Source organism: uncultured Tateyamaria sp., from assembly GCF_947504105.1.
Lineage (GTDB): Bacteria > Pseudomonadota > Alphaproteobacteria > Rhodobacterales > Rhodobacteraceae > Tateyamaria.
On sequence record NZ_CANNGP010000020.1, the window covers coordinates 35,335 to 48,623 of the forward strand.

General features: G+C 59.7%; 10 protein-coding genes. 7 read left to right on the forward strand and 3 right to left on the reverse strand.

All coding sequences use genetic code 11. The features are described 5' to 3' along the window. The first annotated feature begins 237 nt into the window (after positions 1-237). Both Q1A75_RS13225 and Q1A75_RS13230 read left to right on the forward strand, forming a co-directional pair. On the forward strand, positions 238-1,362 hold the full coding sequence (locus Q1A75_RS13225; protein ID WP_299550269.1) for an efflux RND transporter periplasmic adaptor subunit: 1,125 nt from the start codon (positions 238-240) through the stop codon (positions 1,360-1,362). Between the two features lies 1 nt (position 1,363). After that, positions 1,364-4,543, forward strand: coding sequence for a multidrug efflux RND transporter permease subunit (locus tag Q1A75_RS13230; protein WP_299550267.1), 3,180 nt, complete (start codon positions 1,364-1,366; stop codon positions 4,541-4,543). On the opposite strand, the gene Q1A75_RS13235 is transcribed toward Q1A75_RS13230, so the two are convergent. Continuing rightward, positions 4,540-5,481 (reverse strand): GlxA family transcriptional regulator, encoded by a 942-nt coding sequence (locus Q1A75_RS13235; protein WP_299550265.1) that lies wholly within the window; start codon positions 5,479-5,481, stop codon positions 4,540-4,542. The two genes, Q1A75_RS13230 and Q1A75_RS13235, sit on opposite strands and share 4 nt — an antisense overlap. 76 nt (positions 5,482-5,557) lie before the next feature. Between Q1A75_RS13235 and Q1A75_RS13240 the strand changes: the two genes are divergently transcribed. From Q1A75_RS13240 to Q1A75_RS13250, 3 genes are all read left to right on the forward strand, one after another. Further along, entirely contained in the window at positions 5,558-6,718 is a 1,161-nt protein-coding gene (locus Q1A75_RS13240) for an acyl-CoA dehydrogenase family protein (protein WP_299550262.1), read from the forward strand. A 100-nt stretch (positions 6,719-6,818) separates the two neighbouring features. Next, positions 6,819-8,810 (forward strand): acetate--CoA ligase family protein, encoded by a 1,992-nt coding sequence (locus Q1A75_RS13245; RefSeq protein WP_299550353.1) that lies wholly within the window; start codon positions 6,819-6,821, stop codon positions 8,808-8,810. A 3-nt stretch (positions 8,811-8,813) separates the two neighbouring features. Beyond that, positions 8,814-9,593, forward strand: coding sequence for a carnitinyl-CoA dehydratase (locus Q1A75_RS13250; protein WP_299550260.1), 780 nt, complete (start codon positions 8,814-8,816; stop codon positions 9,591-9,593). On the opposite strand, the gene Q1A75_RS13255 is transcribed toward Q1A75_RS13250, so the two are convergent. Then, entirely contained in the window at positions 9,590-10,900 is a 1,311-nt protein-coding gene (locus tag Q1A75_RS13255) for a cytochrome c peroxidase (RefSeq protein WP_299550258.1), read from the reverse strand. The genes Q1A75_RS13250 and Q1A75_RS13255 overlap by 4 nt on opposite strands. Here Q1A75_RS13255 and Q1A75_RS13260 point away from each other — a divergent pair, their 5' ends adjacent. Then, positions 10,901-11,371 (forward strand): tetratricopeptide repeat protein, encoded by a 471-nt coding sequence (locus Q1A75_RS13260; RefSeq protein ID WP_299550256.1) that lies wholly within the window; start codon positions 10,901-10,903, stop codon positions 11,369-11,371. A 297-nt stretch (positions 11,372-11,668) separates the two neighbouring features. Here the strand turns inward: Q1A75_RS13260 and Q1A75_RS13265 are convergent, their stop codons facing one another. Next, positions 11,669-12,433, reverse strand: coding sequence for an isocitrate lyase/phosphoenolpyruvate mutase family protein (locus Q1A75_RS13265; protein WP_299550254.1), 765 nt, complete (start codon positions 12,431-12,433; stop codon positions 11,669-11,671). Positions 12,434-12,597: 164 nt separating this feature from the next. Here Q1A75_RS13265 and Q1A75_RS13270 point away from each other — a divergent pair, with 164 nt between their 5' ends. After that, positions 12,598-13,242, forward strand: a complete 645-nt coding sequence (locus Q1A75_RS13270; RefSeq protein WP_299550252.1) for a YdcF family protein — start codon at positions 12,598-12,600, stop codon at positions 13,240-13,242. Positions 13,243-13,289: the final 47 nt, after the last annotated feature.

Sequence of the window (13,289 nt, forward strand, 5' to 3'; positions counted from 1 at the left end):
GAAAGAATGAATGCCATCAGCATCCGCCAAAGTGACCCGCAATGCCAGCTTAAGTTGTGGCAAGTGGTGAATTTGGCGTCATCGCGCAGATCGCGCGCACACGAACTGTGTGAATTTGTGGACTTAAAGACAGCCACCTTGGCTTACTAGTCCTACGAGATCAGGTTGATCCATACCCATCACACCCTACGTGACATGTCGGCGCGCAGATCAAGCCACAATACCGGGACAGTTCTTATGAAGACTTTGGCGTCACTCTCCTTTGTTTTGCTTTTGGTTTTCGGGGCCGCAGCCACAGCGCAGCAGGGTCCACCAACCGTGACGGCGGCAAAGCCGGTCGTCAAAACAATCGTCGAAGATGACGAGTTTGTGGGCCGGTTCGAGGCAAGGTCCGAAGTGTCCTTGCGGTCGCGTGTCTCGGGCTACCTTGAGGAGGTTCATTTCAAGGAGGGCAGCCTGGTCGAGGCGGGCCAACTCCTGTTCACAATAGACCAACGCCAGTTCCGCACCGCGCTCAGGCAGGCGCAGGCCCAGATTGACGTCGCCAATGCGACATATGAGTTTGCGACCGAACAGCTGGAGCGGGCGCAGGCGCTGATCGGAAACGGCACCATCCCCCAGAGTGTTCTGGATGAACGGCGCGAGGCATATCTGGCCGCGCAAGGGGCCTTGGAACAGGCCCGTGCGGCATTGGAATTGGCCGAGCTGGACCTGGAGTTTTCAGAGATACGTGCACCGATGTCCGGACGGATTGATCGGTCACTGAGTGATCCCGGCAACTTGGTCTCAGCGGATCAAACCGTGCTGACGTCCATTGTGTCGAACGATCCCATCTACTTCGTCTTCGACATCGATGAACGGTATTTCCTCGCCTATGCGCGGGATGCGCGCGCGCGGGGAACCGCCCTGCAAGAAGGCGGTGGTGCATTGGAGGTCAAGGTGACGCTGTCGGATGCCAAGATCCCGCCCCAAACCGGTTACCTTGATTTCTCGGAAAACAGGATCGATGCAGAGACAGGTACGATGCGCGTCCGCGCCGTTCTGGAAAACCCGGATGAGTTGCTAACGCCCGGGCTGTTTGGTCGGGTGAATGTGCCTGGGTCGCTTCCATACGAAGGTATCCTGATCCCTGACAGGGCGATTGTCGCAGATCAAAACCGGCGGCTTGTAATGACCCTCGACGCCGATGGTGTGGTCACGCCTTTGCCCATCCGCCCTGGTCCGGGCATAGACGGGTACCGTGTTGTGCGCGAAGGTATGGATGGGACCGAAACAATCGTGATTGACGGTCTGGTGACCGCCCGCCCGGGTATGACAGTGAACCCCGATATGGTCGAACTGCCACTCATCGCGGAGAACTGATATGGGCCGCTTTTTCGTCAGCCGCCCGATCTTTGCCGTCGTCGTATCCGTGATCATGACGATTGTCGGCTTGATCTCGTACTATCAGTTGCCGATTGAACAATACCCCGAAATCGCACCGCCCTCGATCGTGGTGCGCGCCTCTTATCCGGGGGCGGATGCGACGACCATTGCAAACACCCTCGCAACTCCGCTTGAGCAGGAAATCAACGGGATCGAGGGCATGTTGTACATGTCCTCATACGCAACGGCCGACGGAGCGATGAGCCTGACCGTCACCTTTGAACTGGGCACCGATCTGGATACGGCGCAGGTGCTGGTTCAAAACCGGGTCGCCATTGCCGAACCGCGCCTGCCCGAAGAGGTACGCGCGCTGGGTGTGACCACCACGAAGTCTTCACCGGACCTGATGATGGTCGTGCATATGCTGTCGCCGGACGCCACGTTCGACCAGCTTTACGTGTCCAACTACGCGCGGGCACGGGTGCGCGACCGGCTGGTTCGACTGGATGGCGTGGGCGATCTTATCATCTTTGGTGAGCGGGAGTTTTCAGCGCGGGTCTGGCTGGATCCTGACAAGCTGGCCTCGCTTGGCCTTACTGCAGCTGATGTTGTTGATGCGCTGCGCGAACAAAACGTACAGGTCTCGGGGGGCTCGCTTGGTGCGCCGCCCAACACGGCAGCCAGTGCCTTTCAAGTGTCGATCACGACCCAGGGACGATTGGAGGATCGAAGAGAATTCGGGCGCGTCATCGTAAAGGCATCGGATGATGGGCGCGTCGTGCGGGTGCGCGATGTCGCGCGGGTCGAAATAGGGGCCCGGTCCTACGTCACAAACTCCTATCTCAACAACAAACCTGCCGTGGCGCTTGGGATCTTCCAGCGGCCCGGGTCGAACGCGTTGGCCACTGCAGACGAAGTGCGGGCAACGATGGACGAACTGGCCCAGGACTTCCCGGACGGTTTGGAATACCAGGTTGTCTACAATCCAACCGAATTCATCAGCGCCTCCATCGACGCCGTCTACAAAACGCTGTTCGAAGCTGTTTTGCTGGTCGTCATCGTCATCATCGTCTTCCTGCAAAGCTGGCGCACGGCGCTCATTCCGCTGCTTGCCATACCGGTGTCTCTAATCGGGACATTCGCGGTGATGCTGGCGCTTGGCTACACGCTGAACCTGCTGACGTTGTTCGGGTTGATCCTTGCCATCGGCATTGTGGTGGATGACGCCATCGTTGTTGTCGAAAACGTCGAACGAAACATCCGCAACGGCATGACACCGCGCCAGGCGTCGGCCAGATCCATGGACGAGGTGCAAAGTGCCATCATCGGCACAACACTTGTTCTGATCGCGGTCTTTGTCCCTGCCGCGCTGGTGCCCGGTATCACCGGACAGTTCTACAGGCAGTTCGCCGTCACCATCTCGGTAGCGACCGTGATCTCAAGCATCAACTCGCTCAGTCTGTCCCCCGCCCTCGCTGCCATTTTCCTGAAACCGAATAGCAACTCACTGTCACGCAACCCGCTGTCGCAGCTTGGTGCTTACTTTGCCAACGCCTTTAACGGCGGTCTTGATGTCGTCACGCGCGGCTATGCCGCCGTTGTGCGGGTGCTTGTTGGTACCTGGGGCATGATCGCGGTTGCTGTTATCGCCTTTGCAGGGCTTTTGGGCACGGCGTGGTGGATCAATGAACAGGTGCCGACGGGCTTCATCCCTGATGCGGACCAAGGCTATGCCATCGTCGTGGTGCAATTGCCCGAAGGCGCATCGCTGGACCGGACCGACGCGGTTATGAAACAAGCGACAGAGATTGCGCTTGAAACGCCTGGCGTCACCAATGCCGTTGCGTTCGCCGGGTTCTCGGGTGCCACCTTCACCAACGCCAGCAATCAGGGCGTGATCTTCACGACCTTCGCCCCGTTCGAGGAACGTCTGGAAAGCGGGTTGGATGCCAATGCAATTGTCGGGCAGCTCTTTGGCCGCATGCAGGTGATCCGAGAGGCATTCATCATTGCCATCGCGCCCCCTTCGGTACGGGGTGTGGGCACCGGTGGTGGTTTCAAGTTGCAGTTGCAGGACACTGACAGTGCGGACATGCGCCGCGTGTTGAACAGTGCCTACGCCATCATGGGTGCCGCACAACAATCGGACAAGGTGACGGGCGTCTTCACGACATTCTCAGCCAGTTCGCCTCAGGTGTACCTCGAGATTGACCGCGTGCGCGCGCAAATGCTGAACGTTCCGATTGGAGAGATCTTTGAGACATTGTCGATCAACCTTGGTTCAGCCTATGTGAACGACTTCAACGCCTTTGGCCGCCTGTTCCAGGTGCGCGCGCAGGCCGACCAGCAGTTCCGACTGGACGAAGAAGACATTCGATCCCTGCGTGTTCGGACCGCAACTGGTGCACTTGTTCCATTGGGAACCCTGGTATCCGTGGTCGACACGGCAGGCCCTGCGCTGGTGCAGCGCTATAACCAACTCGTGTCTGTGCCGATCCAGGGCAACGCCATCCCGGGTGTGTCCACGGGTGACGCCCTGATCGCGATGGAGGAATTGGCTGAACAACTGCTGCCGCCCGGCGTGGATTACGAATGGACCGAATTGGCGCTGCAGGAACGCAATCAGGGTGACACGGCAACCTACATCTTTGCCTTCTCGGTTCTGTTTGCTTTCCTCTTTCTTGCCGCTCTCTATGAAAGCTGGGTCTTGCCACTTGCCATCATTCTTGTGGTGCCACTTGCAGTCCTGTCTGCCTTGTCGGGTGTGATGCTGCGCGGCATGGACAACAACATTCTGACGCAGGTGGGACTTATCGTATTGGTGGGCCTGTCGGCCAAGAACGCCATCCTGATCGTGGAATTCGCAAAACAAGCGCAAGAGGAAAAGGGGTTGTCCGCAATTGACGCCGCCGTGGACGCGTGCCGCCTGCGTCTGCGACCGATCCTGATGACAGCCTTTGCCTTCATCCTGGGCGTGGTGCCCTTGATGATCGCCACTGGCCCCGGGTCCGAGATGCGGCAAGCCTTGGGCACCGCTGTCTTTTTCGGGATGTCCGGCGTGACCTTCCTCGGCCTGTTTTTCACCCCGGTGTTCTATGTCGCCCTGCGCCGCATCTTCCCCGGAAAAGCAAAGGATGTGGAAAGCACCGAAACGGCGTCAGAGCCAACGCCCAGCTAGGGGGTGTCTTGGCGCATGGCTTGCGGGCTTTGACCAAAGGCTGCCCTGAAGGCACGTGTCATGGCGCTGGCATTCTCATACCCGCATCTGCCCGCGATCTCTGACACGGGCAGATCGGTGTCCTGCACAAGGCGCAAAACGGCGTTGAGGCGCAGACGCCGATACACGGTCGCTGGCGTTGCCGCCATCGCAGTCTTCATACGATGCTCCAGCGTTTTCTGGGTGCACCCGACGCGACGCGCGATCTCGGGAATGGGAAGCGGATACTCGATATTGTCCTGCATCAACGCCACCGCCCGGCCAACCATCCGCCCAGACGCGCGGACTGGCAGCGCTTGCACCGTTTCGCGCGACATGAACAGTTGGGCAACCTCCATCGCAACCAGCGGCCCATGTGCGGACGCAATCAGGCCGTTTGCCAGATCAAAGGCCGCCATGGCACCGGAACACGTGATACGATCGCCATCAATGACATAGCGTTGCCGCACGGTCTCGACATCCGGGAACGCCTCGGAAAAGGCATCGAGCATGTCCCAATGAATGGTTGCGCGGTGGTCATCCAAAAAGCCAGCACGCGCCAAGAGCCAGCTTCCAGTGTCGAGGCCGCCCAGAACAGCGTATCGCCGTGCCGCACTGCGGACAGCACCCACGATACGATCCTGATCCAAGTCGCGAATGCCATAAGACGGCATAAGCATCAGCGCGGTGCCTTCGGCGTTTGCGAGGGCATCATGTGGTGCAATCTGCAACCCGCTTGAGCTGGAGACCGGCGCGCCATCCTGCGTGAAAAACCGCCATTGATAAGCGGTGCGCCGCAAGAACCCGTTTGCAGCCCGCAGCGGTTCAACGAAATTCGCGAGGCAGTGGTTCGAAAACCGATCGAACAGGACGATGTCCACATGCTGCATCGCGTCATGGATTTTCGACCATTCCTGCATGATAAATGCCTAGCACTGCACGTTGTATGTCGGCAAGCCGCGCTCTGATCCCGCAGTCACAACAGGGAACGCATCGATGCAGTTTGGTCTGACCGAAGAACAGGACATGATCGTCTCGACCGTCCGTAGTTTCGTCGAGAAAGAGATTTACCCCCACGAGGCCGAGGTCGAACGAACCGGGCAGGTACCCCATGAGCTGGGGGAGGAGATCAAGCGCAAGGTCATCGATATGGGCTTCTACGCCTGCAACTTCCCCGAAGAGGTGGGCGGTGCGGGCCTCAGCCATATGGACTTCACGCTGGTCGAGCGCGGGTTGGGGCGCGGATCGATGGCGCTGACCCATTTCTTCGGTCGTCCGCAAAACATCTTGATGGCCTGCAACGAAGAACAACGCGAACGGTACCTGCTGCCCGCCGTGCGGGGCGAGCGGATGGATGCGCTGGCCATGACCGAGCCCGACGCTGGGTCAGATGTGCGTGGTATGAAATGTACCGCCGTCCGCGACGGTGGCGATTGGGTCATCAACGGGTCCAAACACTTCATCTCGGGCGCGGAACACGCTGATTTCTTCATCGTGTTCATCGCGACCGGTGTTGATGACACGCCCAAGGGACCAAAGAAGCGGATCACCACATTCCTTGTGGATCGCGGCACGCCGGGGTTCGAAGTGCGCGACGGCTACAATTCGGTCAGCCATAAGGGGTACAAGAATTGTATCCTGTATTTCGATGAGTGCCGCCTGCCCGATGCGCAGGTTCTGGGTGAGGTCGATGGTGGTTTTGCCGTGATGAACGAGTGGCTTTATGCGACGCGCCTGACGGTCGCGGCCTTCAGCGTGGGCCGCGCACGCCGGTGCTTTGACTATGCGCTGAGCTATGCGGCGGAGCGCAAACAATTCGGCCAACCCATTGGCAAGTTCCAAGGCGTCAGCTTTCAAATCGCGGACATGATCACCGAGATTGATGCCGCCGACTGGTTGACCCTCGCGGCCGCGTGGCGGCTGGATCAGGGGCTGCCGTCGAACCGCGAGATCGCATCGGCCAAGCTTTACGCCTCCGAAGCGTTGGCGCGGGTCACCGACACCACGTTGCAGATCTATGGTGGCATGGGTCTGATGGATGACTTCCCGATTGAGCGGTTCTGGCGCGACGCGCGCGTCGAGCGCATCTGGGATGGCACCAGCGAAATCCAACGCCACATCATCAGCCGCGATCTTTTGCGGCCCTTGGGTGCCTGAGATGGTTTCGCCTGGGCAAAGCCCATCCGACCGGAGCGAGGGGCCAGCCCCTCGCGCTCCCCGGGATTTTTCGGAAACAGGGAAGCGCAAGCTTTCGCGGCTGTTGCGCCCCAAATCAATCGCCGTCGTCGGCGGTGGCGCGTGGTGCACATCCGTCATCGAACAGGCCGAGCTTTTCGGTTTTGACGGTGCAATCTGGCCGGTGCACCCAACCAAGCCGGTGCTTGCAAACCATGGCGCATTCCCATCAGTCGAGGATTTGCCTGCTGCCCCGGATGCCACGTTCATCGGTGTGAATCGTGCTGCAACTGTTGACGTTGTGTCCACCCTATCGTGCCTCGGCGCGGGCGGTGCTGTCTGTTTCGCCTCCGGCTTTGCGGAAGCCACGGCCGAAGATGAAAGCTCTGCTGACTTGCAGGCGCAGTTGATCCAAGCGGCCGGCGATATGCCCATTCTGGGTCCGAACTGTTACGGGTTCATCAACGCGTTAGACCAGGCGCTTTTGTGGCCGGATCGGCATGGGTGCACGCCCTTGGATAGAGGCGTCGCCATCCTTACCCAAAGCTCGAACATCGCGATCAACCTGACGATGCAGCAGCGGGCACTGCCCATCGCCTATGCGATCACCTCTGGGAATATGGCGCAGACGAGCCAAGCCGAGGTCGCGCTTTCGCTGCTTGAGGATCAGCGGGTTACGGCCATCGGACTGCACATCGAAGGCTTCGGTGATGTACGCCAATGGGAACTGTTGGCTGCAAAGACATATGAGAGTGGCGTTCCTTTGGTCGCTCTGAAGGTTGGTGCATCAGACCAAGCGCGTCAGGCCACCATATCCCACACCGCGTCACTGGCCGGGTCGGATGCAGGTGCGCAGGCTTTTCTGGACCGCCTGGGCATTGCCCGCGTCACCGCGCTGCCCGATTTTCTGGAAACATTGAAACTGCTGCATCTGCATGGCCCGATATCGGGAAACCGGATTGCCTCCATCAGCTGTTCGGGTGGAGAGGCTAGCTTGATAGCCGATATGGCGCTGGACACGGACCTGACGTTCCCTGCCCTGACTGACGCACAGCAAACCGATCTGCGCGCCTCTCTCGGCTCCATGGTCGCGCTTGCGAACCCATTGGATTACCATACCTATATCTGGCGGGATTCTGACACGATGGCAGATGCATGGTCGGCCATGACCGGCGAGCGGATCAACATGACCCTGTCGATCGTGGACTACCCGTTGACCGACAGCTCTGATTGGGCCTGTGCCACCGACGCCGCCCTGAAAGCACGCGCGAGCACCAAAGCCCCTTTTGGCGTCGTGGCCACCCTGCCGGAATTGATGCCTGAGCAGACCGCGCAGCAATTGGCCGAAGGCGGCGTCGTCCCTTTCTTTGGCCTGCGCGAAGCCCTTGCCGCCATTGAGGCTGCGCACCACATTCATGCCCCCCACCCGACCCCGATATGTGTGCCCGGCACGTCGGAGGCCACAATGCTTCTGACTGAGTCTGAGGCGAAAGCGGAGCTTGCACTGCAAGGGTTGAACGTGCCGCAGAACCGTCTTGTTTCAGCCGAACACGCTGAACAGGAAGCGACCGCCCTTGAAGGGCCTTTGGCTGTGAAAGGGGTCGGGCTCGCGCACAAGACGGAAGCGAATGCTGTTCACCTGAATGTAGCTGTATCGGACATTGGCGCGGTCGCCCACAGCATCGGGACACAGGCAATTCTCATCGAGGAAATGGTGACGGATGGCGTCGCAGAACTGCTGGTTGGTGTTGTTCGTGATCCGGCCCACGGGTTTGTTCTGACCCTTGGTGCGGGCGGGGTGTTGACCGAACTGATGCAAGACACGCAATCACTGCTTTTGCCTGTCACGGTGACAGATATCGACACGGTCTTGTGGCGCTTGCGCTGTGCTGCGCTGCTTCGCGGGTATCGGGGCAAGCCAGCCGCTGATCCTTCGGCCATCCGCGACGCCGTACTGGCCATCCAATCCTACGTGCTTGCACATGCCGACACCGTCAGCGAGGTTGAAGTGAACCCGCTGATCTGCACCCCCACCCGCGCTGTTGCCGTTGATGCGCTGATACGAAAGGCCTGATCAATGAGCCCCATAAAAACAAGGCGCGAAGGCGCGATCCTGGAAGTCACTTTGGACCGGCCAAAGGCCAATGCCATCGACCTCGCCACAAGCCGGATCATGGGAGAGACCTTTACGGCGTTCCGCGACGATCCCGAGCTGCGCGTGGCCATCATCACGGGCGCGGGCGAAAAGTTCTTCTGCCCCGGTTGGGACCTCAAGGCAGCAGCGGACGGGGACGCTGTGGACGGCGATTACGGCGTCGGGGGCTTTGGCGGATTGCAGGAGTTGCGTGGCCTCAACAAGCCGGTCATCGCGGCCGTGAACGGGATCGCCTGTGGTGGCGGGCTAGAATTGGCATTGAGTGCCGACATGATCCTGGCGGCCGAGCATGCGACATTTGCCCTACCCGAAATCCGGTCCGGCACTGTTGCCGATGCGGCCAGTATCAAGCTGCCCAAGCGCATCCCCTATCACATCGCGATGGAGCTTCTGCTGACCGGGCGCTGGTTCGATGCCGAGGAGGCACATCGTTGGGGATTGGTCAATGAAATCGTACCGGTCCAAGGGCTTATGGACCGCGCGTGGGACTTGGCCCGGCTGATCGCATCAGGCCCACCGTTGGTCTACGCGGCGATCAAGGAAGTGGTGCGGGACGCCGAGGACTCCAAGTTTCAAGACGCAATGAACCGCATTACCAACAGCCAGTTGCCCACGGTCGAGACCCTCTACCGATCCGAAGATCAACTGGAAGGGGCCCGCGCATTTGCCGAGAAACGCGACCCGGTTTGGAAGGGCCGCTAGGGCGTTATTCTCGGATCAACCGGCAGGCCGCTTGGCACTGCCTTTGGTACGCCGAGTTTGCCGTCATTTGCGGTTTCACCTTTCAGGGCATGTAGGAACGCGACGATCTGATCGACTTCGCTGTCTGTGAGTGGGGTTGCTACGATCTGCACCGCCGCGCGTTGACGCGCCATTTCGCGGCTGTCTTGCAAGACCATGAAATCGATCGCCTCGAGCCACGGAACGGATGGCAGAGCTGCTGTCTCTGGCGTCCAATGATCCAATGATTGCAAGGGGTTCATATGATGCCGCACGATCCCTTCGAGGGTCGGATACGCGCCATTGTGCCCATAGGGCGCAGTCAGTGCCACGTTTCGGAGCATCGGTGTTTTGAAGGCGTAGGCGTCTTCGAGCGCGTCGCTTTCACCCATGCGCCCGACATCCCGCACCATGGGGTCAAAGCGGCGAGTGCGACCCGGGCCAAAGGGCGGCAGGCCGAGGGCGTGGAATGCCTGATCCGTCATCAGTGGGCCACTGTGGCAACTGCTGCAATCTGCTTTGCCATAGAACAGCTCAAGCCCCTGCTTTTGTTGAGTATTCAAGGCATTTTCATCGCCCGACAGATAGGCGTCGAAGGGGCTGTCTGTGCTGGTCCATTCCCAGATCATGAAGGCACTGAGCGCATTCGCGATATCGGCAATGGTGATGTCCTTGACCGTCTTGATATGGTCGTACGCACCTGCGAACCCTTCGGCATATGCAGGGATGTGGCGCACACGGTCTGCAAGGATGGGCCACGCGTAATCCATACGCTGATGGATGGCCCCTGCAACCTCGTTTTCCTTGGGGTTTCCAGCCATCTCAAACTGAGCGACCAGCGGGAAAATTGCCTGTGCTGCCAATAGGTTATCCAAGCCTTCCGGCAGCCATTCCTCTGCCGGGGAGTTAAAGCCGTTCTCATAGGTGTCGGCGACGCTGAGGCGTCCGTCGTGGAAGATCGTGTGCAGGTCTTTGGCCCCGAGGTTCCACAGTCCCGCCGCGTTGCGGGGGATGCGTTTGCGGATGCGGTCATCGCCAATGCCTGCGGTGCGCTGTTGGCCCAAACCTTCGCCCCCTTCGCCGATGCCAAGGCTCAGACCGTCCCCGGTTCCAAGGTCGGGATGGTGACAGGTGGAACAGGCGATATTGCGGTTGCCGGACAGGATGCGATCATAGAACAGAAGCTGACCGAGTTTGGCTTGCGCCGGGTCCACAGCGATGAAATCATCTGCGGTCAAAGCACGTGGTACACCATCGGCAAAGGCGGGTGCACCACAAAGGAGAAGCATATGCGCAAACTTGCGATAGCCCTTGTTTTTATGGCCTTTCCGGCACTGGCCGAGATTGAGGAAGCGCGTGATCTGATGGAGGCCGGAGACTACAAGGCAGCCTATGACGCGCTGTGGCCCGCGGCCCGGTCGGGCAATGCGGATGCCGAGGAACTGATCGGTGTCATGTACGCCTTGGGCCTTGGCGTCGAGCGCGATGATGAACGGGCGTTCGAGTGGTATTTGCGGTCCTCGATGAAGGGGCATCCGGGCGCGCAATCCGGTGTCGGATGGTACTACGAGGTGGGGCGTGGGATGCCTGCGCCGGACCTTGTGCGCGCCTATATGTGGTACACCCTGTCCGCGATTGGCGGCGATCCCGACGCGGCGATTTCGTTGGAAGAGGTGGTCAAGAAAATGACCAAGGATCAAATTGATCGGGCGCATATTCTGGTCGCTGACTACAAGGTGTGGATGTATCCGTTCCGGTGAGTGTGGCAGCAGATTTTCGCCTTGGGAAGCCTTGTCACCGTACGGTGGCGTTAACGCTGCGTACGATGGTTAACTTCGGATAAAACGCGCATTTTGCGGGAAAAAGTGCACAGTTTGGTGCGGGTCATACCTGCCTGTTTCAGCCTCATATGCTGAAACTGCGCATTAGCAGTCCGAAACTGCACATTTTGCATCGCCGCCGCGCGTTAACGACCGGTTCAGATTTGGACGGCGTTAACGTTTGAACGCGGCGCTTTACCTTTTGTTAGGAAAGGCGGGGTGAACCCCGCCCTACCGTTAGCTGGCGGCGGCTGCGCTGTAACCTTCGGCCACCTGCGTCATGGATTGGGCGAAAGGACTCGGGCCATAGCTGGCCCGCGCAACGCCGAGGGCGGCGACTTCGGCAATCGAACTCAGGGCACCGCGCATCATCACGTTGACCGGCAAGGATGACGCATCGCAGATGTCACTGATCATGCCGTGGTCCGTCAAGCCGGGGATGAAGAAGCCGCTGGCCCCGGCCTCGGCATAGGCTGCGCCACGTTCTTTTGCCTCGACCAGATGGGTCGCGTGGGTGTCGGGCTTGGCTTTCAGGAACAGATCGGTGCGCGCGTTGATGAAGAGCGGCACGCCCGCTGCGTCAGCCGCAGCGCGGATCGCCTTGATCCGGGCAGCTTGTGTGTCGATGGGATAGAGGTCTGAGCTGCCGACCACCTGATCCTCGAAATTGATGCCGATGGCACCGGTCCCGATCAGGGCCGTGATGTTGGTGGCCAGTGGTTCGGGATCGGCGGTATAGCCCCCTTCGAAATCGATGCTGACCGGCAGGTCCGTGCTGTTCACAATGCGGGTGGCGATGGCGAGCAGATCGTCGAGCGGGATGTTTTCGCCGTCAGGGTAACCCTGCGCCTCGGCCACGGACCAACTGCCGGTGGCAAGGGCCTTGGCGCCCGCCTTGGTCACGGCCTTGGCCGTGCCCGCGTCCCAGATGTTGTAGATAACGACGGGTGTGCCGGGGATGTGCAAGGCGGCGAAGGCGTTGGCTTTGTCGATTTGGGACATGGGAGTGACCTTTGTTCGGGACAGGTAGCGGCAGCTTTGCCGTGACAGCACCGAAGCGCAAGAGGGGCTTGGCGTATTGCATCCGGACAAGTCTGAGGGACCGATCCGCCTTGCATGTCCATTCCCTTGCAGCGAGGGTCGACCGTGCAGACAAAGAGGGCCAGATGACCGCAAATGACGTTCCAGAGGCCGCCCGCACACTCTGGCACTTTCATCATGTCAACAGCACACCAAGCGCGGCGGACGTCATTATTGGATTGGGATCCTATGACATCCGGGTGGCCGCGCGTTGCGCGGAACTGTTCAAGGACGGTTTTGCGCCCCGGATCATATTCACCGGCGCATCAGGGAATTGGACAAGCGACCTTTTCCCGGCGAGCGAGGCAGATGCATTCCGTGATCACGCGCATCAGTTGGGCGTGCCGACAGAGGCGATCACACTGGAACCCCGCGCCACGAATATCGGTGAGAATGTGCGTTTCTGCGCGGATCTTGTCCCTGATGCAAAGCAGGTGATCTTCGTGACCAAACCGCAGACGCAATTGCGGTGTCTGGCGACGGCTGAACACCAGTGGCCGGGGGTGAAATCTTTGGTCACAGCGCCCGACACCGCATTTGAGGATCAACCCCTTCCCCATCACGATCAACGCGCATTGATTTGCGAAATGGTTGGGGATCTGGACCGGATGCGCACCTATGTCACGTTGGGTTTTCAACGGCACGTGGATGTACCGGAGCCTGTCACACAGGCCTTCGACGCACTTGTGGCAGCTGGCTATGTCGATCACTTGCCGCAACCGCGCCCTTAGTCCATCCGTTTCCTTGTCGTTCAGATGCACCAACGAGGAAAGGCCGC